Below are 25,446 nucleotides of genomic sequence, written 5' to 3'. Positions count from 1 at the left end.
TGTCTTAGTTTGGCTTAATTTTTGATTAACTTATCCTTTTAATTTCACTTTACCTTTAATTATAACATAAATTAAAAAACAAAAACTCAGCTGCCATAAAGCAGCTGAGTTTTATATTTATACTTATTCATTATCACTCTTTTTATTTAACTCTTTTATTAGTTCAACCAATTCAGGATTTTTTAAGAAAGATCCATAGCTGAACATGGAATACCCTTGTACATTATTTGTTATACGATTAAGCTCTACTTGCTTACCTATCTGCTCAACACCATACCAAGGACTACTCTTATCAGAATTCCCTGTGCGATACGCAGCTTGTCCAACATATAAATCTACTTCTGTATCAGCAACAACATCTGACCACCAATTTAATAATTTTTCATAGTCCGCTATTTCAAAACCGATGTTCCAGTAAATTTGAGGAATGATATAATCCAAATATCCTTCTTTAACCCATTTTCTTGTGTCTGCATACATCTTGTAATAAGACTCTGAACCTTTTGTATCTGATCCTTCAGCTTTAGAAGTATTATTTGCCCAAATACCGAAAGGACTCACCCCAAATTTTAGGTTTTCATCTTTATCTTTTACTAGCTTGTACATTTTTTTAATAAGATTAGTTATATTGTTACGTCTCCATTCGTATATATCCCAAACTTCACCTCTATATTTCTTATATGTATAATAATCATTAAATGATTTACCTGGATAAAAATAATCATCTAAATGAATTCCATCTACATCATAATTCTCAAGAATCTCTGAAACCCCATCTAAAATCAATTTTTCAACTTCTGGAATACCAGGATCAAAATAATGTTTCTTGCTATTTCCACTTCCGTACTTCACTACCCATTCAGGATGTAAACGTGCCGGATGATTATCTGGTAATTTATCATAATCACTGTATTTAACCGTAACTCTATATGGATTTATCCATGGATGAAGTTCAATATTCCTTTTATGAGCTTCTGTTATAATAAACTCCAAGGGATCAAACCCATGATCCGGTCCAGTGGTCATATCTCCAGTTAAATACTTTGACCAAGGAAAAATCTTTGAGGGATAAAAAGCATCTGCTGACGGTCTAACCTGAAAATAAATAGTATTAAAACCCATCTCATCAATGTTTTCAATCATCTTAATTATTTCTTCTTTAATAATCTTGCTGTCTGTAGTTCCTCCACTTGAAAGAAAATCTAATCCATATACTGTAGCCACCCAAATAGCTCTAACTTCACCTTTTTCATTGTTTTCTTCTGGTTCACTTTCGAAAATCTCTTCAATTTCAAAGTCATTTTCAGTTTCACTATTCTCTCCATTAACAGCATACACTGAACATGAAAATATAGATAAAGTTAAGATGAATACCAAAACTTTTGCTATCGTATTTTTTGACAACTTATTCCCTCCTTCTACCTTTTACTACAGTATACCATGATTAATAATACTTTCAGTAGAGAGTTCATGTAAATTAATATTATTTTTACAGATGTTTAGTCTTATTAATTGCCTTTATTCTGTTAAACACTATATGTTTATTAGGTAAATATTACTAGAAAATAAAGTGAAAATATCAAAAAGTACTATTAACAACTTTCCTAATATTTACTCTTTCCTCTATAGGCTTTCCTACAACGTGAATGTATTTTTGCTTATTTAACACTATTTCTCCATTAAGTAATGATACTATTCTTGTTGTTTTACGCATTGTTGCTGTAACATATAAATCAAAGTATTTTACTCCCGATTCACCATGATTTCCCCAGTTAATTGAATAATTACAACTATTATTTCTAGAAAATTTTTTCTCTATATCTGTTCTTATTTCTACTTCCTCTTTGGGTAATAACCCAATAATTGCTGATTTTGTAGCATGTAACAATTCTTTTTCTACGACATGTAGTTCATTAAATACGGCTTTAGTACCATTTATTAACGCTCTCTCATCTGCCTGTACACTTATCATAAATCCTTTTCCTAAAATTAATACACTTAAAAAAAATGCTATTATTCTATTTTTATTCATACTATGTCTCCTACTTTATTGTTCAAGTAACATTATAACTCGAACAATAAATTACTCAGATAATACTAATTTGTTATTTACAAAAACTCTACAATGTACTTTAAAAACTCCTCCCAATGAAACTTTTATTATTTCACCAGTTTCTAACGCTCCCCACAGTCTTGACCTACTAGCAATTCCCAATTGTTCATCTTGCAATTCTCCGTTAACATATAATCGTTCGCTAGCTACTCTATTTTCAACTACAATGGTATATCCGGAATAATAAGTTTCCCATTTTTTCATTTTTATCCCTCCAAAATTATACTTATCTCAATCACTTATCCTATTTTACCATAAATACCCTGAGTAAGAGTATATAAAAGGACGTGAATGATTTCACGTCCTTTTATATACATGTTACCTCTATTAATTTATAAGAAGCCACATCACCATTCGCTCCAATTCCAACAGCTCTGCTAGTTCTTATTATTTTTTTAAAGCAAATATCATTACTTTTTATTCTTTGTTTTCATCTCTTTTAATATTAAAGAAGTAGAAATTGCAACTACTGATGCAAGATATAATATGGACATAATAATTCCATTATAAAAAGAATAATCCTGAGACGCATCACCTACGCTTAATGCACTAATAACAAACCCTAAAATAAATACCCCTATTCCTATTAGTATTGAGATTCCCATAAAAACTCCTTTCTATAAAAATATTATCTTTATAATATCATAGAATTTTATTCGAACGTATTAAATATATGTTTATATATAAAAAGAGTAAGAAACTCTTACTCTTTTTATATAATAAATGTATTTGGCAATAACTTACAAATTTATCATTTCTCAAATTCGTACCTTATCCTGATAAATTTATCATCAATTTTTGATCCAATTCCAAAAGAAGGATATGATATATTACCATTTGAATCTACAGACATTGTAGGATTAATAGCAAGTCCTACACTATTATGTCCGTATGATACTAGAAGAGTTGCATAATTATCAATTGTATTAGTTCGCCAACCACCAAATGTAAGTATTCCCTTTGGAGCAGTAAGTAATTTTGATGGATAATATTGAGAACCAATAGTATAAATGCCTGCACTATACATCTCTGGTTGTATGCTAGATGGAGCGAATGGAAAATTAACTCCGATCCCATTTATTTCCTGGAGTATAAAAGTGTCACGTTCAGTATCTCCATGATAAGTTTTGGATATATTGTAATTGTTTTTATCAGGAAAATATGTAAACATAACTTCATCTAAATCTCGTTCTCCTGGTAAAGTAAGAGTAGACGATACACCTACTCCAAAATAATCTGGAATTTGGATATATGGTGTTTCAAGCCATTCAAAGCTACAAGTAACAGATATCTCATCTTCATTTCGGAAACTCATATCATATATATTGATTCTTAATTTCATCCAACTACTCACTTCTTGCTCTACTTGAACTGAACTTGTTAGTAAATCTAGACTTCTCATGTTAAAGTACTCGGAAGGTGAATAATTCTTTAATTCAACTGAATTTGGCTGAGTAATGTCTTCAATTATTTCAATATATGCTTCTTTACTTTGAATTAATTTACCATATTTTTTAATTTCTAGATATTTTTCTCGAACCTTCTTATCCTTAGTTAAGGACATAATTTCCAATAAATCATCTTTCTCACTTATATTGGCCGCTTGTACACTTATACCGCAAGTAAAAAACAAAACCAAACATAAGCCTAACGTTAATATTTTTTTCATACTGTTCCCCCTTATTGTTATTGAATATAAATTGTCAAAAATCAGAATTACATATTATAACTTTCAACAATTAATAGTATACACTAATATTATTTTTTTCAACCATTTTTAAACAAATATATAAAAATTTTATAAACAAGACCATATATTACATTTTATTTAGGTTTTATTTGATTTATCATTTAAAATAATTGGCTTATATTAAATACAGTTACTATTATCTATTTTTTCTATAAAGTACATTGTTTTGTTTATATTATTTAAATATCAATAATATTTTTTATCTTTTTAAATTAGAAATAACTTTTATATACATAAATAAAAAATTTTTTTAAATTTTCATCAATAACACATCTATTCCCTACATACCATTACAATTATTTTTAATATTATTACTACTAAATACATAATTTAAATTTATACTGAATTTCTTCTCAGACAACCGATTGTAAATCTTTATATGAATAAAAAAAGGCTGTATTAAAATCCTTAATGATTTTGAGACAGCCTCTTCTTTATCTTTTTATTTATTTATTTATTTATTCTAATTAAAAATGTACTAATAATAACCTCAACTCTATTAACTCTTTATAAACCTCTTACCTCTATTAATTTATAAGAGGCCACATCACCATTCGCTCCAATTCCAACAGCTCTGAACTTCCATTGTCCATGTTTATCAAAAGTATTACTCTTAGCAATAGCTGTCCCAATCTGATTTCCATCTAAATCATAGAGATTAAATATAATTTCAACATTAACATATTTTTTTCCAGAGTTATTTTTAATTACACCTTCAATATATACAGCTCCAAATGCATCTTTTTCTGCTGTTAACTCTCCTATAATCTCAAATTTACTATCCTTCATAAAGCTATCATTATGAATATACCTAGGTTCACTTCTCCTATTAGAAAAGCCTACTGTAACCATGGAACTTAGAATTATAATGATTACTCCCACATAGAACCACCATTTATTATAAAACTTTTTCCTAACTTCCATAACACTCCCCCCTAAAACTGTATTTATTATAGTTTATGCGAGTAAAGTGTATTATAGGATTTTTATATGTTTAGAATCTTACGTTCAATAATTCCATTGTCTGTTAATTCAACAACCCTTTCAGCAACTTTATCAATAAAATATCTATCATGAGAAATACATATCATTGTACCATCAAAATGTTTAAGTGATTTTTCCAGCATCTCTCTAGAATTTATATCAAAGTGATTTGTAGGCTCATCTAAAATCAGCAAGTTGATATCCTGCTGCATGAACTTACAAAGCCTAAGTCTGCTTCTTTCTCCACCTGACAAGGTACTAACCTTCTTAAATACATCATCTTTAGTAAATAGAAATTTTGCTAATGCACTTCGTGCCTCCTGATATGTTATATCAAGTTCTTCTCTAAATGCTTCTAATACCGTTTGTTCTTTATCACTGAAAGTAATATTTTGAGCCAAATATCCTATCTTAACCTCTTCACCTATTTTTACATTACCTTCATCTGCTTTGCACTTATTCATTATTATTTGAGCTAAGGTACTCTTTCCTATTCCATTTTTACCTACAATAGCTACTTTTTCACCATACATTACCTTTAAATTCAAATCTGTGAAAAGTCTTTTATTCTCAAATGACTTAGTAAGCCCCCTTACTTCTAGTACTTCCTTTTCTGATCTATTATTTATAGAAAATCCAAGCTTAATCTTTCTGTGGTCTATTACAGGTTTCTCTATTCTCTTGATCTTATCTAATCTTTTTTGAAGACTGAAAGCTTTAATATAAAACTTACCACTTCCCCCTCTACTTTCCCAAACTCTCAATCTCACAATATCATTTTTGATTTTCCTTATTTTCTTCTGCTGTATAGTATGAAGCTTAAGCTGCTGCCTATATCTATTCTTACGCTCACGTGCATAATAAGAATAGTTTCCATTATAAATTGATGATACTCCTTTATAAATCTCAACAGTCTTATCTATTACCTTATCCATGAAATGTCTATCATGTGATATAAGAATAACACTGCCTTCATAAGCCTTTAAGAATCCCTCAAGCCATTCTATAGATTCCATATCAAGATGATTGCTTGGTTCATCTAAAAGAAGTATATCTGATCTCTGTAGAAGTATTTTTGCAAGGAGAACTGTAGTTTTTTCCCCTCCGCTAAGAGTATTAAACTTTCTATTTTGAAATTCTTTATTAATCTTCAATCCAATGCATACTCTTTTTATATTTTTCTCAATATCATATCCACCCATATGTTCAAAGCATTCCTGTAACTCACCATATTCTTTTAATATAATCTCAAGTGCTTCCCCATTAAGCTTCTTCATTTGATTTTCTACATATACCATCTTCTTTTTTATATCTAACACATGATCAAAAGCAGAATACAGAATATCAATAATCTTATAATTATCAAGATGTTCAGGCAACTGATCAAGATATCCTATCGTTGCTCCTTTTCTTACAGCCATTATTCCACTTTCATACTCCTCAATACCACAAATAACCTTTAAAAGAGTGGTTTTTCCACTGCCATTTAATCCTACTACCCCAACCTTCTCTCCACTTTTAACATCAAAACTAATATTCTCTAGTACTCTAGTAGCACCATAATACTTCTCCATATCCTTTATTGAAATATCAATCATACTCTTATCCCCCCTAACTAAATAAAGGCACGCTATGCGTGCGCTTAAAAACAAATTGAGAATGGATAATGGAGAATTGAGAATGATGGATGTTTCTGCCTGAAGTCAGAAACTACATCTTATTGTTCTGAAGACCTCTAAGCTTTTACTCATTTTATCTTAGGGTAAAATATTGTATTTAAAATACAATGTTTCATCTAAATGAAACGAGTAAACCCCTCTTATCTAAAAAACAATAAGATTAATATTTCTCGTAGAGAAATCTCAATCATTTTCCATTATACATTATCCATTCTCCATTATCTTTTACACTTGCTCCCCTTCACCCAACTACATCTATTATCTTATATTAAAATTATATCATAGTGTAGCTGAGTTCAATGCTCATAAATGATTAGTAATCAAACTTGAGACCTAGTTACTTTATACACTCTGTCTCCTTCCAAAATATCTAATCCCTGAAATAAGAGTTGGTATAGCCACTAGGCTACCATACTGGCATAACTTAAATATTTTATACTTAAGAATTAAATTCTATTGTTCTTCATACTTCCTAATGAATCTTGTAATTGAATAGTTAAAAAACATTGCAAATATAGATATTATAAAAATTCTTCCAATCCATAAAGGCAAACCAAAGGTAACATAATAACCTTGTCCATCTGCTGCAAGTAAATTAATACTTAAAGGCATAGAAATATACACGTTATTGCTTATCATTAATACAAATACTATCATAAAATATATAATGTAAACCCAAATATCTTTTTTAAAAGTTAAATGCAAAGCCATTATTAAAAGTATAGAAGATGCTATTTCTATAGAAACAACTATTGTATTAACAATAAAATGCTTTGTCGGTACTGTTCCTGAGTGTATATAATTAGAAATGTATAAAATAACCTGTCCAAGTATAAATGGGATTATAGCACTTATTAAAAGGATTAAGAATATACTTAAAAAATAATTTTTAAAATTTTTCAAATTAATGCTAATTATACTATCAAAGAAACTAAAAAAACTTTCTTTAATTATCAGTGAAACTAAAAAGACTAAAGAAAACACAATTATGCATCCTTGAACAATATATCTAAAAAAATAATCATTTAAATCCGTTAAAAATATATTATTTTTTTGATCAAAAAAAGCAAGTAAAAAAAATACAATTATTATATAAATATAATATATTTTATTCCTTTTCAAACAATAAATGTTGCATTTTAAATTCTTAATCAGTTCTTCCATTTTGACCTCTCTTATATCTGTTTAATATTCATTTAAAATCATTATAAACTCATCATCATTTTTAGGTACTTGATTTATTATTTTTTTATATATTTTTGAAATATCCGAAGGTGATTTTTGTAACAGATAATATATATTCTTTAACATCACATTTTCCGTTTGTTCAAGCCGTTTAATTACTTCTTTATTACTATAAAATTCTCTTACTTCTGAGGAATATTTAACATTACCATTATTAATAATATCATTTTCTACAATTACTCTACAATAAATAGCTATTTGATGTGCATAATAATTATCTTGATATTTAGGTTTTTCCAAAGTTGTACCAAAAATTCTCATAATCCAATCAATCATAATGTCGTCATTTTCTAGGTTAAGCATTGCATTAGAAAATACAGTAATGTATACCTTGCCGTCTTTCTTTATAATTGGAATTGGTCTAGTTTCGTAGATAGGAGCTAACCAACGTAAACAAGGTATATATCCCCTTATAATTTGAATTTCTTCAGATTTTGTGGCCATACCAAAATCTATAAATCTATTTTCAACATCTTTTATTATGCTAGCTAATTTTAGTGCGGTTTCTTCATCTATCCCTTTAAACTTAACAGGTATTTCTTCAACCTCAATTTTATTGAATGCAGCATTTTGTATTATTTTATTCTGCCATATTTCATACGGAATTACACCTATTATCAAAGTTAAACATATACATACTATACTGAAGTTTTTTATTGATAATGAATTTATTGAATATTTCGAAAAGATCATTCCAAGCACCAGAAGAATCACCGTTAAGACACATAAAGTATAAATATTAGGAATATTAGGCATATCAGGACTATATAATTGTAATGTGGGTGATATATAACGAAAAACTTCATCACTAGTAAACCACCCATTTAAAAAACATCTCCCATAGAATAAAATAATTAAAATTATACCAAGATAATTATTAAGTAACCTTCCCATAAATACTCCTATGGCTACAGCGTAAAAAAAGTAAATTACTGAAAATACTACTCCATTAAAAACATTAAATTTAAGTAAAAATATTAAATAAAAAATCATAAATATAAATGGAATTAAATTTTGAACGAGACTACATTTTAACGTAATAAACATTTGATTATTATTAGATAGATTAGAAGTAAATAGCAAAAAATCGCATTTTTTTCGATAAAATAAAGTATACAACTGGCATGTGGTAGTCGATATCCAAAAGAGCAAAAATAAATGTCCCATTAACTTTTGTTGTGTATCTCCAAAACTCAGAATCAACACAAAGCAGACTATTGCTATGTCAAGTATATATCTTCTATTAAAATAATCTTCCATATTACTTATATAAAGTAGCTTTTTCATTAATGATTGTCTCATTATTCACCCTCCGAACAAAACATCATATAGAAATATGCATCTTCTAGTGTTGGATCAATCTCAATACATGTATTAATCTTCGGTTTGTCTTTGGAAATAAAACGTATTTCTATGATATCATTTTTTCTAAGCACAGAAATAACTTGTCCATACTTAGAATCATCTACGGAACAAGCATTATTAATTGTATCTATAAATACCTTTCCTCTTGTATTATCTAATAAAGTATTTATATCTCCCGAATAAATTACTTTTCCATTTTTCATTATAGCTACACTTTCACACATCATTGCAACATCACTTATTATGTGAGTGGAAATTATTACTGTTTTTGTTTGAGAAAGCTCATTAATAATATTTCTAAATCTAAGTCGCTCATTTGGATCCAATCCTACTGTTGGCTCATCTAAAATTATTACTTTAGGATTCCCTAGTAAGCTTTGAGCTATTCCAAGCCTTTGTTTCATCCCTCCAGAAAGGTGTTTTATTTTAGTATTTACCTTATCTCCTAAATTAAACTTATTTAGTAAGTCATAAATTTGTTCTTTTCTAGCTGATTCATTTTTAATATTTTTTAGTATCGCTATGTAGTCCATCAACTCAAAAGTAGTAATATTAGAAAAAAAGTCAAATTCTTGTGGTGTATATCCTATTATATTTCTTATTTCTTGCTTATGATCACACATGTTGTAATTTAAGATCTTTATCTCTCCTGAATCAGATGGAAGTAATGTTGTAAGCATTTTTAAAAATGTAGTTTTTCCAGCACCATTTTCTCCTAGTAATCCAAATATGCCAGTTGGTATATTAATACTTACATTATCAACACTCTTTTTTGAACTATTCTTATATTTCTTAGATAAATTTTTAACTACAATACTCATGGCTCCTCCAATTCTATAATGAATTCATTTAATAAAAATAATTTTATCCTACCTTAAATTTATTTTTATTTTCAAAATTATTATATAAAGATTTATAATAACTATCATTTTTAAGCAACCTTTCAACTTTATCGTCTTCAATAATAGTCCCATTCTTAAAAACAATAATTCTTTCAGCAAACTTATTAATATTGTATAGTCTATGTGTAATAAGTAAACATATTTTATTACTTAATAAGTGATTAATTGCACCTATCATATTGTTTTCTAAGCCTATATCTAAACTCGCACTCGGTTCATCCATAATATATAAATCTGCATTTTTTATAATAGCTCGTGCCAATGAAATTTGCTGCCATTCACCTCCGGATAATTCCGTACCTCTATCAAATTTATTGCCTAATTGCATTTTTATTCCTGAATTGTACTTTTTAGGGAAAGATACTATGTCATAATATTCAAGACATTCCAATATATTTTCTATTTCTAATTTACTATCATTTATAATACTAAGTCTTAAGTTTTCTTCTAGTGTAAATTCATATTTTACAAAATCTTGAAAAACAATCCCCATTTTTCTTAATAAGCTTTCTCTATTTATTTGATCCAACGGTATTCCATTTACCAATATTTTTCCTTCGTAATTATCGTAAAAACCTGCCAATAATTTTGTAAAGGTAGATTTCCCTGATCCATTATCACCTACTATTGCTATTTTCTCATTCGCATTAATCTTAATATTAATGTTTTTCAACACATAAGGTAGATAATCTTTATATCTAAAACTAACATTTTTAAACTCTATAGACTCTATATTATCAATTACTTTCTTCTGTATCTCATGTTTATCTATTTTGTCTTTATTTTGATTATATTCTAAAAAGTCAAATAAGTTCCTTAAGTATAATGAAGAACTATAGATATGTCCAATATTGGACATAATGGCATCAGCATCACTTGTTATACGCCAAATACAATTTATGTATGTATTAACATTTCCTATGAGTATTTTCCCTTGAGTAGCTGAATAAATTACTAGCGAAATGACAAAACTCCCACAAACTTTCTCTAATATCTTAAATAAAGTATTATACTTAAATTTCGTCTTTATTATTTGCTTGTCTTTATTTACAAATTCTTTAAATTTATTTCTATAACGTTCAAATAAATATTCATCTATACCTAAAGCCTTATTTTCTTTATAAGATTTTGCATTATTCAATAAAGAACTTAGATATTGAACTTTTCTAGAATCAGCTGATCGTTTTTGCATAACATTAAATTCATATTTCCCTATTTTTAGAGAATAAAATAACGAAATAATAGGCATAATTATAATAAAAAATATTATTTTTGGATTCCATGTAATCAATACTACTAAGCTTCCAAAAAAACTTATAACTCTTGATGTTAATTTGAATATTGCATTAATGACTCGATATGGAGACTGTGCTTCTTTTAATGCTCTTACAAGATTATCGTATGTATCAGAGTTTTCATAATCAATTAATTTAAGAGAACTTGATTTCTCTGTTATTATGCATTTAATATCATAATGTATATTAACTTTAAAGCAATTTTCATAATAATTAAATATACTTTGAACTATATTGGTCAACAACAACACAATAAAGTATATCCCTAAGAATACGAAAGTTTTTCTGTACTCTCCAGTTTGCAAATAATTTAATATCTGTTGAATTGACAGAAGTGTTACAAAGGGAAAAAGTGCTTGTATTATCATCGTAAACGATAAAACTATAAGAGAAAATTTTTGTTTATCCCAACATAACTTTAGAAGTTTAATAATATCCATGATAAAGATTTTATCATGTACTTCTTTTTTCTTTTTCATAGCAACCTCTCAATACCAATATTTGTAATAAATTTTATGATAGTACTTTTTTTACTTTTAAATAACTCAATGTATGTTATAAATTTATATATTGCTGGTCAGATTCTTAAACACCATTTATATTGTCAAAACCTAACCGTTACACATTAAGTTTGAATATACTACGCAAGTAGCATATTCAAACCAATAGCTTTAAACAACATAATTTGCTTCAAAGATTAATTAAAAATACTGAAGCTTCAAGTTCATAACAACTATTCTACACCAACGATATCGAAGCTGCTACAATCCGGTTCTGGATCTGGCTTTGGATATTCATACTCCTTATCACATGTACCACAGTCTTTATTTCCCCAATCAGATGCATCACATGTGTAACATAAATCATTGTGATCACAAAAAACACACCAGTGTGCTGTAGTTCCATCCTTTGTTATAGTAATGTTCGATTTGTTAATTTGTTTCATTTTTATCCCCTTTCTAGAACATCAATTATAAAATTGATTCTAATTTTATTGCATTAATACTTTGCTATCTTTCCTTTAATAGCACTTTAACTACTATATGTATTATCAAAGGACAAATATTTGCATATAAGTTGGGATATGCTACTTAATCGGCATGTCCCAACTCACTGTTATTAAAATCATGTTGTAATTCATGACTAATATAGAAAGATTAAAGTTTTAAATTACAAACAACTTATTTTGATTATGGTTTTGGATACTCATACTCCTTATCACATGTCCCACAATCTTTATTTCCCCAATCCGATGCATCACATGTATAACATAAATCATTGTGATCACAAAAAATACACCAGTGTGCTGTAGTCCCATCCTTTGTTATAGTAATGTTTGATTTGTTAATTTGTTTCATTTTTATCCCCTTTCTAGAACATCAATTGAAAAATTGATTCTAATTTTATTTTTGGCTTATCGCCAAAAATATCCTTGAAAAATCCTCAAAATAATCAAATCACCCGGTAATTATCAAGGACATTTTTGACGATAAGTCTTGATTCATAGATTATAGTTACCATTTCACTATGACCTACTTTTGAATGTAATTAAAATCAAACAGAAATTTAATACATGTCTGAATTTCCCTCATCCGTAAAAATTCTTTCACTTCTCATTAAATTTATATTTACCTTTAGTATTTGTATCAGTTTTTCATTATAATAGTTACATTAAAGTTTGGATATGATACTTAAATATCATATCCAAATTCTGTTCTTTAAAACGTGTTGTGATTCAAAACTTATATGAAAACATTAAAGTTTTAAATTCATAAACGACCTATTTTATATCGTATACTCTTGTTCTTTATCCGGAATATCCCTCACATCACAAAAGATACACCAATCATCACACCTATCAAGGGTGTCACAAAGAATACACCAGTGAGCTTTATCCTCATCCTTTTTCATAGTAATGTTTGATTTGTTTATTTGTTTCATTTTTTTCTCCTTCCTAGAACATCAATTGTAAAATTGATTCTAATTTTATTTTTGGCTTATCGCCAAAAATATCCTTGAAAAATCTCCATAAAACTAAAAACACCTGCTAATAATCAAGAACATTTTTGGCGATAAGTCTTCATTCATAGATTATAGTTATCATTTCACTATGATATACTTTTGTATGTAATCTAATTATAAACAGCGATGTGATACATAGCTAAGTTCACACTATCCAAAAAGTCGTTCTTTCATTTCTCCATCTAGATTTATATATACTTTTAGTATTTGTATCAATGTTTCATTGTTATAATCACAAAGGGCTTTGCTTGGTATGTTTATGTTATTATCAGATTCATAAGCTTCTTGTGGACATCCTCCTAAACATATATTTTTACTTAAACAATCGCTACATTTTGAAATTTTTCGAATGTCTATTCTTGAATAAAATTCTGAATTTGAACAAGGTAAGTCTTCAAAAACATTTCCCAATTTAATTTGCTTAACCCCAACAAATCTTTGACAAGGATAAATATCTCCATCTATACCAACTGCAATCATGTTTATTCCCGTTCCACAGGCTCTTATCCTAATTCCATCAGCATTTACTTTTTTTAACAAACTCATTATTGGTCCATATTTTTTTGCTTCTTCAATATTCCCAGAGTTAATAAGCTCTTCAACTTTTGATATCACATTTTTTTGGCTATCTATCATTTTCTCTACATCTCTACTAGTCATCATATTTATAGCTGGTGCCCAAGCAACTTTTCTAAACCCAAGACTTATTAAATGCTCAATGCTACTTAATAAGTTCAAATTATTAGGAGATATAGTAGCTCTTGCTGATAATAAATTAGTTTTTCTTAAATTGTGAGTGTTTTTTACGACCTCATCATAGCAACCTTTTTTATTTGCATAGTACCTGTTGGAATTTTGAACACCCTCATCTCCATCAATACTAATAGTTGTTGCAATTTTATTACTAATGATAAATTCTTCAATCTCCTTATTTATCAGCGTACCATTTGTTGTCATAGAAAAAGCAAATTTCTTATCAGTTTTACACTCTATTTCTTTTGCATAGGCAACTATTTTTTTTATAAGAGCATAATTCATTAATGGTTCTCCTCCAAAGAAGCAAATACCCAATTTGTCACTATTAGAGTGTTTAATAAGATAATCAACTGCCCTCTTTGCAACTTTATAATTCATAAATCCCTTATTATTGTATTCTCCATCTCCACCATAACAATAAGTACATCTTAAATTACAATCCTGACTAATCATTAAGATTACTTGTGTAGGATTAACAACCAACCTAGAATCAGCAACTTTATTATAAAGTTCTTCTAGCGCGGTTTCATTTTCTTTTGTTTTTACAATAAAATTTTGCACCATAAATTCTAAAGCTTCTTTGTACTTAGACTCATTTTCTATACCTAAAGTATTGTTTTTCAAAATCTTATCAGAAATATCATCCATCTGATACAAAGAACTAGTTATTCCATTATATAAATACTTCTTGCCACCTTCACCTATAATTTTGTGAGGATAAAAACTAAGATTTTTCTTATTAACCATACTACACTCTCACTCCCTATATAATTAAATTTATTTTTTTATTTATCTGCTTTTGATAATAATCTACGTAAATTATAATACAGATATTAATCAAAATTAGTAAATGTAAATTACATGAAATAAATGCTTGTACATTGAGTTTAAATATGCAAAATTTCATTATTATCAATTATTCTATTTTTGTATTCATCCAATTTTCTCATGAATATATTATAATATTAACATCTTTTTATTGCAGATAATGTCAAAACAAGTAATTTGTACTACTTTTTTTTTTGAATTTTCTTAGGTTCACCTCGTATAAAAGCATTTTATGTAAAATAAATTATATAAAACGTATATTTTTCAACATTTTCTATAAAAACCCATATCATTTTCTATAACAAAGAAATCATCTATTTCTAACTAAATATTTAATTATGTTAATTCAAAAAAATTTATTAAATCAGTTAAACACTTATTTTTCCCAAATTTATATTTTAATTTTTAACGATATTAAAACATCAAAGATTACATTATATAATTTTTATCTATAATATAACAATTTTTTTGTTATACCAAAAAAAATCTTTACTAAATTAAGTTTTTAATTTAGTCAAAATTAATCTCTAGCAATTATAAAATACTGAAATATATTTGAGCACGTGATTTTTTGAAATATTTATTTGAATATAGCTAAATATCAATTTCAATTTTAGTATTTGGAACTGACATATGAAATAATAAATGTTCTCTAGAAGAAATCTAGAAATAACTCAAATATTAACATCTCCGTGCAATTTAAAAGTTTAGAGTAATTACTTATCAAATAAAAAAATGAGAATAACTTTATCTACCAAGTGGATAATAAGAAATTAAATTTTTACGTTATACATACATCTATATTTCTGTAAATATAATCCATATAAACTTAAATTTAGACAAGAAATAGACTATCTATAGTAATGTATCTTTCAATAATATTTTTCTGCTAAGCATTAATGATTATTTTGATAGTCTTTGCATGATTATAATTATTAAGTAGAAGATATTTCTAAAAGTTGAGAACTGTAAGGTATGGAATATTTTTTTGATATTAACAAGCTGTAATCCGAATGATAACATTAGAAATGTATAACTCTGAATTTGATCAAAAGCAATATGTATGCCCTACTCAAGTAGAAATAATTTCATTAAACGATGCTGATAAAAAAATATAAGTATAGTTTTTTAGAATGATTGTAATAATTGTCATCTAAAATTACAATGTTTACAGTACATCAAAAAATATTTCAGTATTATTTAAATTACAAATAGAAAAACTCCAACATATTATGTTAACCTATCATTGAAAATCAGAACTAATTCTAATTAATGATGATACATAAATGTTAGAGTTTTATAAAAAGATTTCAATCCCAATTATAAGCTAATACTCTTTTAAAATTAAAAATTCACTAATCTTACCTTCGCTTTCTGAATTTTTATTAATATTTTTGATAAAAAAATTTTATTTATGACAATAATGATAGTTCATATATAGGGTGTCCAGTTTCTAGAAATCACCTCTCATTTTTAGTTGGTAGCTAAATAGTTCTTCTAGCAATATAATTTATTATAAAAACAAAGGAAATTATACCTTTCGCGAGTCTATTTTACTCCAAAACATTCCAATTATTAACTACTCAGATTCTATAGCTAATTTTTTAACCATTAAACATGGACTTCCTATTGAAACTTTTTCATCGTTGATTATAAATTTCAAATCCGAACCAACTTCTATTATATTCTCCAATAGTTCATAATAATTACCTGATACAACTATCTGATCTACAGGTTCAGTTATCTTTCCATTTTCCACTTTCAGTCCTCTCCCTCTATAAGAGAAATTTCCTGTCTCGATACTTATCCTCTTAGATTCACTGCTTAACTCATCAATTATAATTCCATTTCCTAATAATGCTATCATTTCATTAAAAGATTTGCTTCCATTTTCAATATACATATTTATTGGCATCACTGTTAAATTTGAAGTAAAAAAATCTTTTATTCCATTTCCAGTTGATTTACACTTTGCCTTTCTAGCTGATTCTCTGTTATGTAAAAAAGTTTTTAATTCTCCTTTTTCAACTATTTTTTTATTTCTACAGGCTACCCCTTCATCATCAAAAGGTCTACATGATAATCCATTATTCTCTAATGGATTATCATGTATACTAACTAGATTGCTAAAAACTTTTTCACCAATTTTATTACCTAATAATGATCTGCCTTTCATAGCAACTTCTCCACTGAAAATCTCTTTAAATGCATTTAGTATTTTTGCTGACGATCTACTACTTAATATAGCCGTATATATTCCCCTCTCTATTATTTTACTATTCAGATAAAATAATGCTTCATTAACCGACTTTCTTGCTAATTTTTCAACATCTAAACTCTGAATATCTCTTGTTACCACTTCATCATAAATATTTACTGTTTTATTATCATCTTTAACTATAGGTTGTACAAATACCCTGATGAGGTTTGATTTAAAAGATATCTCTAGTGCTCTAGAATTTGCTATTTGTGTTTCCTCTTCTTCTGTTGATAATCCACAACTACTACATCCACAGACCTTTTTATCTATGCCGTACACACACACTTCTAGCTTTTTTGCAATATTAATCTTTTCCCTAGTTTCAAGCTTTTCAATTTCTTCATTATATAAATCTACCTGTGGATAAGCTTTTTCTCCTTCGAAAAGTTCTTCATTGCTATAACAATCCAGTATTTTAGCATTTTCTTTTACTTTCTGAATCAATAATTCGATAGATTCTAAATCCATAACCTCAGTATTTGCTTTACCTATTTTACCTTCGTATTTTCCTCTAAAATAAATGATTATATTTTTATATAGTTTGTATTCATCTACTTTTTCTTCACTAACGTTCACAATGAACTCATTTTTTCGTTTATAAAAAATTTCCCATTCAGAGAAACCTACATCTTGTGCTCTAGAATTAATAATTCTTTTAAACTCATCAAATTCCATAACTATTTCATTACCTTTCACATACTGTTATTTCTGAAACTCTTACCATCGGTTGTCCTGACGAAGTAGGAATTGAACCGCTTACTGCCCCACACATTCCCTTTGCTAACTCAAGTTCTTTACTAACCATATCTATTTTCATAAGAACTTCTTGTCCTACTCCTGAAATTGTTCCACCCTTTACAGGCCTATCAATTTTACCATTGTTTATTGTGTATCCTTCCATTATCACAAAACTAAACTCCCCTGTTAAAGTATTTACACTCCCCCCCCCCATTCTCTTGGCATATAAACCATTTTCTACAGAAGATATTATGTCTTTCTCTTCATCTTCTCCTGGTGCTATATATGTGTTAGACATTCTCGATGTAGGGGCGTATCTATATGATTCTCTTCTAGCACATCCATTTGCCTCTAATCCCAATCTTCTTCCATTAACCCTATCAACAAGATAATTCTTTAAAATTCCGTCTTGGATCAAGATATTTTTTCTAGTTTTTACTCCTTCATCATCAATATTGGCAGACCCCCACTCAGAACAAAGTGTTCCATCATCTATTGCCGTAACTTTATCTGAAGCAATCTTCTCACCCAATCTATTAGAAAAAATCGAACTACCATTTGCTACTCTTGTTGCCTCTATCAAATGTCCACACGCCTCATGAAATAGTACTCCACCTGACCCCTTACCAATGACAACAGGCATCTTTCCTGAAGGACAATTTTCTGCGTTCAAAAGATTACATGCTATTCTGCTCACATTTTTTCCGGCGTCTCTTAAATTTAAACTATCAAATACTTCAAACCCTCTTCCACCAAAGATTTCATAGGCTATTTCCATATCTTTTCCCTTGCAAGCTTTAGATATTAATAACATATGGTTTCTAACTCTCCTGTCGGTAGTTATTAAGCCATTAGAATTAGCAATCATTATTTTTTGATCTGAGTCCATAAAATAAACCTTTGATTGCTTAATATTTTCACTATATTCTACTAATCCACTATTTACTTCTTTCATCACATCTACTTTTTTTGAATTAACAATAGCTGATGGTAAAACAACCGCTTTATGCCTATCTTTAATTAATCTCCTTGTTAATGGAACTTTGATATTCTTACTTTTTAAATCACCTATTGCCATAGCCCCTTTACGAGCGGTATCAATTAAAGATTTTAAAGTAGTATCATTAGTATAAACATAAACATTGTCTATTCCCCTGCAAATCCTTATTCCTGCACCATGTATTCTTCCCGTATTAGCCTCATGGATTATATTGTTTGTCATTTTAATTGTATTTTTAACTGTATCTTCAAGAAAAATTTCTGCAAAATCTCCACCACTGCTCATGGCATTTCCTAAAATTTCCTCAATATCTTTTTTTAAGATCATTTTATCCTCCTTGTATAATGTAGTATTTTATACTCTTGTAGAGTTTTTTACAAAGGCTGCTATTGCTTACTTTTAGCTGTTAGGCTATGTAATTTTCCTTCATAGTGACAAACTATACTAAATACAAAATCGACATAATAGGAATTTATTATGAGATGCCTAATCACCTCTAACCAAATTATTATTTTTAGTTAGTTTATAAAATTACACTCTTTAGTATACCAATAATTTCTCTTATTCTTATCTTTGTTACCTTTTCAAAATAAACTCAAGATTTTCGAAGTTTTGATAACACCCTTTCTAATTCTCTCTTTTTTGTAAATTTATACTTATAATTGAATAAGTATTATTTGATTACATTTTTTTGATTTCTATACCCTTATTTCAAATTATAATATTATTCTTTACTTACAGTCAAATTGATGTATTACTTATAAGATAAAAAACTAGAACTATACTTTTTTTACATACCTATTCACTGTTAATTTCTCCGAGTGAACATCTTCTGATACTTTGGTAAATCCTATCTTCTCATAAAATAACAATTTCTTAAATTATATTTAGGTATTATACGACTCCATTTTAATAATCTAGAATAAATTTTGAACATGAACTCAAATACCATTTTCCCTAAACCTCTATTTTGATATTCAAGAATAATTGAAAGTATCCTCAAATAATAGTCTTTTTCTGAACGTTCATGTATTATGATATTTCCAATAAATCTATTCTGATGGAGTATTTTATAAACGATTCTTATACTTGTTTATTATTTATATTTTTAATAAAAAGTAAATTATTTTTTTAAAAAAACTCAGTTCTCCCAAAGGATTACCGAGTTACTTACAATTAAATTATTATCTAAAATGGATACCAAAATTTCATAAATACATTATTCTTAAAATAAACACCTGCAACTATAAATAATATGCTTATTCCTAATAATATAAAATCATTTCTATCAAAAGGCTTTCTATTATACCAAGTTCTCTTTTTATTTCTACCAAACCCTCTTAGTTCCATGGCATTTGAAACCACTTCTACTCTATTAAGGGATGAAATAACTAATGGTATTAAAATTACAATATAATTTCTAAGTCTTTTAAAAAGCTTAGCATCCTTCTTATTAAAGCTTACCCCTCTTGCCTCTTGAGCATTTATTATATTCTTCATTTCTTCTTTTACATCAGGTATGTATCTAAGTGCAATACTTACTGAATAAGCTACCTTATATGATACACCTACTTTGTTCAAACTACTTGCAAATTTACTTGGATGAGTAGTGAATATAAACAACATTGTAATAGGAAGTATTGATAAATATTTCATTGCCAATGTAAGGGCAAAAAACATTGTTTCATATGTGAGACTCCTGCTTCCCATACTTATAAATTTAGTATAAGTTCCAGCAAGTTCTGATCCATATTCAGGGGTTATTAAAATCAAAAATATAGTATTCATTATTGTAAATACTATTACAAATATCACTAAGGGCTTTATGCTCTTAAACGGTATCTTAGCCATCTTCAAGGTGATAAATCCAAGTATTGTCATAGGGACAAATATTCTTAGATCCATAAACATGAATATAAACACTGTCCATGCAATCAACATTATAAATTTTATACTTCCCTCTAATCTATGAAAAATTGAATCCTTCTCTATATACAATGAACCTGTTCTATTCATGTACTTCACCACCCTTCTCCTCAGTAATGAAGCATTCGATAAATGAATTAATATCTTCTATACCACATATATTAGCTATCTTTGTCAATGATGTTTCTTTTAAATTAGCTTCTTCAATGATACTATTTTGTGATAAGATATTATATACTCTATCTTTTGCAATAATATTTCCTTTAGATAAAACTATAGCCCTATCTGCATATTCCATTGCAAGATGCATATCGTGAGTTATTAATACAATACTCGTACCTTTTTCCTTTATATCTTCTAAAAATCTCATGAACTCTTTATAATTTTTATAATCTTGTCCTGCTGTTGGTTCATCTAAAATTATAATTTCTGGATTCATAACCAATATTGAAGCTATAGTCAATCTCTTCTTTTGACCATAACTTAGTGCTGTAACTGGCCATTTTCTATATGAATATAAACCACATATCTTAAGCGCCTCAAATACTCTCTCTTCTATCTCAGATTCCTTCACACCAAAATTTCTAAGTCCAAAGGCAACCTCATCAAAAATCTTTGCTTGTGTAATCATATAATTAGGATTCTGCATAACATATCCTATTTTTTCTGCTCTTTTTCTTACAGTCCACTGCTGAATATTCTCGCCTTTATAATGAATAGAACCCTTTTGATTTTTTGCTATTCCTGATATAACCTTCAATAATGTTGATTTACCAGCTCCGTTATTACCTAATATGGCTAGTATCTCTCCTCTTTTTATATCAAAGTTTATATTATCTATAATATATGGAGTATCTTCAAAGTATTTGTATGCAATATTCTCTAACTTTAAGATTGTATCCTTATTTTCCAGTTCTCTTCTTCTACCCTTCGTACTATACCAATCTTGTATATCTAAAGAGTATTTTTCTACATTCTGAATTTGAGATATTTTATCCTTTTCTTCTAATTTAACATTAGCCATTTTTAAAACTTCTATATATAGAGGTTCTCTAAGCCCACTATCTTTAATTATACTTGAACTTAAAAGCTTGTCTGGGTGTCCGTTTGCGATAATCTCTCCGCTATTCATTACTACCATTCTATCAATACTTTGTTCTAGTACATCTTCAATTCTGTGTTCAATTATTATTATTGTCTTATTTGTTTTTCTATGAATCTCATCAATAATCTCCATAGCTTTTTTCCCACTTGCTGGATCTAAATTAGCCAAAGGCTCATCAAATAATAAAATATCAGCATCTGATGCTAATATCCCAGCCATTGATACTCTTTGTTTTTGTCCACCACTTAAATTATGTGGTGTCTCATTTATATAATCAAGCATGTCAACAGCTTCTAGTGCTGTGTTAACACCCTCAAACATTTCCTTCTGAGGTACATTATTATTCTCAAATGTAAACGCAACATCTTCTCCTACACTTAATCCAACGAATTGACCATCTTGATCTTGAAGTATAGTTCCTACATATTCACTTACTTCATAAATACTATGTTCATGAGGTTTAATTCCCTTTATTAATAGTTCTCCTTGGATTTTTCCTTTGTATGAAAAAGGAATTAACCCATTGATACAATGGGCTAATGTTGACTTACCAGAACCACTTGGCCCTGCTATAAGTACTTTTTCTCCTTCTTTTATCTCAAGGTTTATATTTTTTAGTGTAGGCGATTTCAACCCATGATAGTTGAATGTGAAATTTCTAAAAGAAATTACTGCCATCAATTGTTTCCTCCACCCTATTATATTTCAATATCTAGATCTGTACTTCTGTTTCTTTTAGCTAGAGCATATACAGCTGGAATTCCAACTAATACTATAACAACAAAGTTTGAAACACTTGCTATAGCTATTTGAACCCATACCTTATCTGCTGGCTCTCCATAAAGGAATACATCTCCACAGTATGCAGCAATTCCACCTACTACCATACCTATTAGTGCAAATATGAACATCTTAATTACATGCCCTTTATTGAACTTTCCAATTTTAATATCGCAGTTCTTATCCAATGTTATAAGTCCAGCAAAAAGACCTATTACTGCAGATAAGAATACCCAACTCCACCATACTCCACCATATGCTAGAGCATCATTTAATGCATGTCCAATAAATCCTACTAAGAAACCAACAGTTGGTCCAAATAAAGCACCAAAAATAACAAGCACAGCTATTGCAATTCTAAATGAAGTATTAGGACCTACAGGTATTGTTATCATAGACAACACTCCATATAATGCAGCACCAATACCAATTGCAACAACATCCTTTGTGCTTAAAGATTGTCCTTTCTTTTTCTTTGAAATTACAACCAAAGCTACACATACAACAGCAACTAAAACTATAGATATAATTCCTTGTCTACTCATAAGTGATTCTAATGCACTCATTCTAAAATCCTCCTTAATATACGTAATATTCCTTCCTCATTGTAATATATTGACCATCAAAACTCAATATGTTAATTTACCCAAAATTCTAGCTTAATTTAAAAAGCTGCACCAATTATGGTGCAGCATTCCAATATATAGTATGAACTCTTTACTAAAATTCTATTTAATCTATATAGAGTAAAAAAACGGAACTAAGATAGGTACTAAAGTAGACAATACAGCACCATTAAAAAATGCTATTACTACAATTTCTGGCTTAGTATATCTTGATATTATAGGCAGAGTAGTGTCCATTGATGTAGCCCCTGCTGGTGCAATTGTTGAGTAATCATTTAAATATTTTGCAATAAAAGGTATAGTCATAACCGTAATCAACTCTCTAAAAACATTGGTTAAAAAGGCTATTGTACCAATTTCAGCACTATGTAGTTTTGTTAATATTACTCCAGATAAACTATACCAACCAAATCCTGATGAAATAGATAAACTGATATTTGATGGCATATCAAATATCAAACCTGTAATTAACCCTCCAGCTAAACTGCCTAATATTATTGATAATGGTATTAAGATAAGCAGCACACCATGTTTCTTTAAATCTTTAAATATATGCTTATTTAAACCTAAGTCGATTCCTACAAAGAATATTAATAAATTCAAAGCTATAGTTGTTACAGTATCCATATACGGCACAACAGACTCTGGAAAGAAAAAATAACCTGCTATGATTCCAAATATAACTGATAATATTATAGAAAGTGTCATTACTTCTTCTCCCCCTTCAAGATGAACTTTGTTGTGAAATATACCATAATAATACTAAAAGCTGATGTTAAAACTGCAAAAACAAGTGATTTAAGTCCAATATTCTTTAAATTATTTAATATAGATTTATTCAGCCCTAATGATACCCCCATGGTAAATAGTAAAAATACTACTCCGACAAATTGAAATTTACTATTATATGATTTCATTTTATCAGATAACTTAACTGTTGCCCCAATAATAATTCCCGCTAACAAAACCAGTAGAATACTCCACATAATATGTCCCCCTCAAATATTTAACCTTAAAATGGTTATTATTTCTTATATCCATAAATTATCACATTTTAGTTTAAACTTCAATTTCATTACTCAATTATTATTTCATTAAAAAATCAAAGAATTTCTTTCCTGATGGAGATAAAGGTACTCCTTTCAAAGTCACTACTCCTACCTTTCTCTTTGGAATCTCTTCTTTAAGCTTTATTTCATATACCTCTTTATTATCTATTTCATCATGAATAAAATTTTTTGTTACAAATGAAATCCCCAGACCTATTTTTGCAAACTTAACTAATAAATCAACACTACCAAGTTCAATTTCTGGTTCAACTAATATGTTATTATCACTAAATACCTTATCTATGAATCTTCTAGTATTACTCCCCTTCTCCAGAAGAATAAGCGGATATGCATTCAATTGTTCCAAAGAAACCTTATCCTTAAACTCTGAATAATACTTATCCCCACATATAAAGCAATCCTCTAAAGTCATAGTTTCTATAATCTCTAAATTCTTATCTTCTTCAATAGGCAGATTCAAGATTCCTAAATCAACACTTCCATTTTTTAAAAGCTTCAATATTTCATATGTAGTTCTATTAGTAACTTTGATTTTAATTTGAGGAAACTCCTTATGAAATTTTTCAAGATAAGGTAATAAATAATGAGAGCATAATGTATCACTAGCACCAATTACTATCTCTCCATATTCAAGATTTTGCATTTCCTGAAACTTTGATTCTCCAGCTATTATAAAACCATATGCTTTTTCAATATATTTATAGAGTATTTGTCCCTCTGATGTCAATTTCATTCCTTTAGGAGTTCTAAAAAACACTTTCCCGCCTAGCTTCTCCTCTAATTGCTTAATTGACTGGCTTACAGCAGGTTGACTAATAAATAACTTCTTTGCAGCTGCCGATATTTGCCCTTCCTTCACAACATTATAAAACACCTTATATAATTCAAAATTCACTTCCATATAACTTCACCTTATACCTTGTATAATTATTATTAATTTTACTTATGTTTATCTTTTAATTATACTCTTAAGTGTAAGGGAAAACAAATTAATCCCTTTAT

23 protein-coding genes are annotated in these 25,446 nt (G+C 28.3%); all 23 read right to left on the bottom strand.

All coding sequences use genetic code 11. The features are described from left to right. Positions 1-123: 123 nt before the first annotated feature. Positions 124-1,404, bottom strand: a complete 1,281-nt coding sequence (locus OW730_RS02980; RefSeq protein ID WP_271227610.1) for a glycoside hydrolase family 10 protein — start codon at positions 1,402-1,404, stop codon at positions 124-126. 175 nt (positions 1,405-1,579) lie between these two features. Next, positions 1,580-2,032: a hypothetical protein gene (locus tag OW730_RS02975; protein ID WP_271227609.1), complete on the bottom strand. Its 453-nt coding sequence runs from the start codon at positions 2,030-2,032 to the stop codon at positions 1,580-1,582. Between the two features lie 51 nt (positions 2,033-2,083). After that, positions 2,084-2,317 (bottom strand): hypothetical protein, encoded by a 234-nt coding sequence (locus tag OW730_RS02970; RefSeq protein WP_271227608.1) that lies wholly within the window; start codon positions 2,315-2,317, stop codon positions 2,084-2,086. A 206-nt stretch (positions 2,318-2,523) separates the two neighbouring features. Continuing rightward, complete coding sequence (locus tag OW730_RS02965; protein ID WP_271227607.1) at positions 2,524-2,718, bottom strand: permease; 195 nt, start codon at positions 2,716-2,718, stop codon at positions 2,524-2,526. A gap of 146 nt (positions 2,719-2,864) precedes the next feature. Continuing rightward, on the bottom strand, positions 2,865-3,782 hold the full coding sequence (locus OW730_RS02960) for a hypothetical protein (RefSeq protein WP_271227606.1): 918 nt from the start codon (positions 3,780-3,782) through the stop codon (positions 2,865-2,867). Between the two features lie 588 nt (positions 3,783-4,370). Then, positions 4,371-4,787, bottom strand: a complete 417-nt coding sequence (locus OW730_RS02955; protein ID WP_271227605.1) for an FxLYD domain-containing protein — start codon at positions 4,785-4,787, stop codon at positions 4,371-4,373. 62 nt (positions 4,788-4,849) lie between these two features. Next, positions 4,850-6,445 carry a ribosomal protection-like ABC-F family protein gene (gene abc-f / locus OW730_RS02950; protein WP_271227604.1) on the bottom strand — a complete coding sequence of 532 codons (1,596 nt, stop codon included), beginning with the start codon at positions 6,443-6,445 and terminating at the stop codon, positions 4,850-4,852. 534 nt (positions 6,446-6,979) lie between these two features. Further along, positions 6,980-7,429 (bottom strand): hypothetical protein, encoded by a 450-nt coding sequence (locus OW730_RS02945; RefSeq protein WP_271227603.1) that lies wholly within the window; start codon positions 7,427-7,429, stop codon positions 6,980-6,982. Positions 7,430-7,711: 282 nt separating this feature from the next. Further along, positions 7,712-9,073, bottom strand: coding sequence for a hypothetical protein (locus OW730_RS02940; RefSeq protein ID WP_271227602.1), 1,362 nt, complete (start codon positions 9,071-9,073; stop codon positions 7,712-7,714). After that, positions 9,073-9,957, bottom strand: coding sequence for an ATP-binding cassette domain-containing protein (locus tag OW730_RS02935; RefSeq protein ID WP_271227601.1), 885 nt, complete (start codon positions 9,955-9,957; stop codon positions 9,073-9,075). The genes OW730_RS02940 and OW730_RS02935 overlap by 1 nt, the downstream gene beginning before the upstream one ends. A gap of 43 nt (positions 9,958-10,000) precedes the next feature. Beyond that, on the bottom strand, positions 10,001-11,812 hold the full coding sequence (locus OW730_RS02930; protein ID WP_271227600.1) for an ABC transporter ATP-binding protein: 1,812 nt from the start codon (positions 11,810-11,812) through the stop codon (positions 10,001-10,003). A 254-nt stretch (positions 11,813-12,066) separates the two neighbouring features. After that, complete coding sequence (locus OW730_RS02925; protein WP_271227599.1) at positions 12,067-12,279, bottom strand: hypothetical protein; 213 nt, start codon at positions 12,277-12,279, stop codon at positions 12,067-12,069. Between the two features lie 244 nt (positions 12,280-12,523). After that, positions 12,524-12,691: a hypothetical protein gene (locus tag OW730_RS02920; protein WP_271227598.1), complete on the bottom strand. Its 168-nt coding sequence runs from the start codon at positions 12,689-12,691 to the stop codon at positions 12,524-12,526. Positions 12,692-13,118: 427 nt separating this feature from the next. Continuing rightward, positions 13,119-13,274, bottom strand: a complete 156-nt coding sequence (locus OW730_RS02915; RefSeq protein WP_271227597.1) for a hypothetical protein — start codon at positions 13,272-13,274, stop codon at positions 13,119-13,121. A gap of 231 nt (positions 13,275-13,505) precedes the next feature. Further along, positions 13,506-14,858, bottom strand: coding sequence for a PapB family radical SAM/SPASM ranthipeptide maturase (gene papB, locus OW730_RS02910; protein WP_271227596.1), 1,353 nt, complete (start codon positions 14,856-14,858; stop codon positions 13,506-13,508). A gap of 1,660 nt (positions 14,859-16,518) precedes the next feature. Then, complete coding sequence (locus OW730_RS02905; RefSeq protein ID WP_271227595.1) at positions 16,519-17,895, bottom strand: TldD/PmbA family protein; 1,377 nt, start codon at positions 17,893-17,895, stop codon at positions 16,519-16,521. Further along, positions 17,885-19,264 carry a TldD/PmbA family protein gene (locus OW730_RS02900; protein ID WP_271227594.1) on the bottom strand — a complete coding sequence of 460 codons (1,380 nt, stop codon included), beginning with the start codon at positions 19,262-19,264 and terminating at the stop codon, positions 17,885-17,887. The genes OW730_RS02905 and OW730_RS02900 overlap by 11 nt, the downstream gene beginning before the upstream one ends. Positions 19,265-20,125: 861 nt before the next feature. After that, positions 20,126-20,953 carry an energy-coupling factor transporter transmembrane component T family protein gene (locus tag OW730_RS02895; RefSeq protein WP_271227593.1) on the bottom strand — a complete coding sequence of 276 codons (828 nt, stop codon included), beginning with the start codon at positions 20,951-20,953 and terminating at the stop codon, positions 20,126-20,128. Next, the gene (locus OW730_RS02890) at positions 20,946-22,646 is read right to left on the bottom strand and encodes an ABC transporter ATP-binding protein (protein ID WP_271227592.1); all 1,701 of its coding nucleotides are present in this window, start codon (positions 22,644-22,646) and stop codon (positions 20,946-20,948) included. Before OW730_RS02890 ends, OW730_RS02895 begins: the two co-directional genes overlap by 8 nt. A gap of 20 nt (positions 22,647-22,666) precedes the next feature. Then, the gene (locus tag OW730_RS02885; protein ID WP_271227591.1) at positions 22,667-23,314 is read right to left on the bottom strand and encodes an ECF-type riboflavin transporter substrate-binding protein; all 648 of its coding nucleotides are present in this window, start codon (positions 23,312-23,314) and stop codon (positions 22,667-22,669) included. Positions 23,315-23,485: 171 nt separating this feature from the next. Continuing rightward, positions 23,486-24,082 carry a lysine exporter LysO family protein gene (locus OW730_RS02880; RefSeq protein ID WP_271227590.1) on the bottom strand — a complete coding sequence of 199 codons (597 nt, stop codon included), beginning with the start codon at positions 24,080-24,082 and terminating at the stop codon, positions 23,486-23,488. Beyond that, positions 24,082-24,360: a LysO family transporter gene (locus OW730_RS02875; protein WP_271227589.1), complete on the bottom strand. Its 279-nt coding sequence runs from the start codon at positions 24,358-24,360 to the stop codon at positions 24,082-24,084. Before OW730_RS02875 ends, OW730_RS02880 begins: the two co-directional genes overlap by 1 nt. Before the next feature lie 100 nt (positions 24,361-24,460). After that, positions 24,461-25,345, bottom strand: coding sequence for a LysR family transcriptional regulator (locus tag OW730_RS02870; RefSeq protein ID WP_271227588.1), 885 nt, complete (start codon positions 25,343-25,345; stop codon positions 24,461-24,463). Positions 25,346-25,446: the final 101 nt, after the last annotated feature.

This window comes from Oceanirhabdus sp. W0125-5 (assembly GCF_027938815.1).
Classification (GTDB): domain Bacteria; phylum Bacillota; class Clostridia; order Clostridiales; family Clostridiaceae; genus Oceanirhabdus.
Note: the sequence above shows the minus strand (reverse complement) of the source record. Positions and strands in the feature narration are given on the sequence as shown.

Excerpts from the sequence above, each read along its gene's own strand:
- OW730_RS02955 (WP_271227605.1), bottom strand. The coding sequence starts at position 4,787 with ATGGAAGTTAGGAAAAAGTTTTATAATAAATGGTGGTTCTATGTGGGA.
- abc-f (WP_271227604.1), bottom strand. The coding sequence starts at position 6,445 with ATGATTGATATTTCAATAAAGGATATGGAGAAGTATTATGGTGCTACT.
- OW730_RS02870 (WP_271227588.1), bottom strand. The coding sequence starts at position 25,345 with ATGGAAGTGAATTTTGAATTATATAAGGTGTTTTATAATGTTGTGAAG.
- OW730_RS02880 (WP_271227590.1), bottom strand. The coding sequence starts at position 24,082 with ATGACACTTTCTATAATATTATCAGTTATATTTGGAATCATAGCAGGT.
- OW730_RS02920 (WP_271227598.1), bottom strand. The coding sequence starts at position 12,691 with ATGAAACAAATTAACAAATCAAACATTACTATAACAAAGGATGGGACT.
- OW730_RS02875 (WP_271227589.1), bottom strand. The coding sequence starts at position 24,360 with ATGTGGAGTATTCTACTGGTTTTGTTAGCGGGAATTATTATTGGGGCA.
- papB (WP_271227596.1), bottom strand. The coding sequence starts at position 14,858 with ATGGTTAATAAGAAAAATCTTAGTTTTTATCCTCACAAAATTATAGGT.
- OW730_RS02960 (WP_271227606.1), bottom strand. The coding sequence starts at position 3,782 with ATGAAAAAAATATTAACGTTAGGCTTATGTTTGGTTTTGTTTTTTACT.
- OW730_RS02890 (WP_271227592.1), bottom strand. The coding sequence starts at position 22,646 with ATGGCAGTAATTTCTTTTAGAAATTTCACATTCAACTATCATGGGTTG.
- OW730_RS02885 (WP_271227591.1), bottom strand. The coding sequence starts at position 23,314 with ATGAGTGCATTAGAATCACTTATGAGTAGACAAGGAATTATATCTATA.
- OW730_RS02935 (WP_271227601.1), bottom strand. The coding sequence starts at position 9,957 with ATGAGTATTGTAGTTAAAAATTTATCTAAGAAATATAAGAATAGTTCA.
- OW730_RS02965 (WP_271227607.1), bottom strand. The coding sequence starts at position 2,718 with ATGGGAATCTCAATACTAATAGGAATAGGGGTATTTATTTTAGGGTTT.
- OW730_RS02975 (WP_271227609.1), bottom strand. The coding sequence starts at position 2,032 with ATGAATAAAAATAGAATAATAGCATTTTTTTTAAGTGTATTAATTTTA.
- OW730_RS02915 (WP_271227597.1), bottom strand. The coding sequence starts at position 13,274 with ATGAAACAAATAAACAAATCAAACATTACTATGAAAAAGGATGAGGAT.
- OW730_RS02900 (WP_271227594.1), bottom strand. The coding sequence starts at position 19,264 with ATGATCTTAAAAAAAGATATTGAGGAAATTTTAGGAAATGCCATGAGC.
- OW730_RS02925 (WP_271227599.1), bottom strand. The coding sequence starts at position 12,279 with ATGAAACAAATTAACAAATCGAACATTACTATAACAAAGGATGGAACT.
- OW730_RS02970 (WP_271227608.1), bottom strand. The coding sequence starts at position 2,317 with ATGAAAAAATGGGAAACTTATTATTCCGGATATACCATTGTAGTTGAA.
- OW730_RS02940 (WP_271227602.1), bottom strand. The coding sequence starts at position 9,073 with ATGAGACAATCATTAATGAAAAAGCTACTTTATATAAGTAATATGGAA.
- OW730_RS02930 (WP_271227600.1), bottom strand. The coding sequence starts at position 11,812 with ATGAAAAAGAAAAAAGAAGTACATGATAAAATCTTTATCATGGATATT.
- OW730_RS02895 (WP_271227593.1), bottom strand. The coding sequence starts at position 20,953 with ATGAATAGAACAGGTTCATTGTATATAGAGAAGGATTCAATTTTTCAT.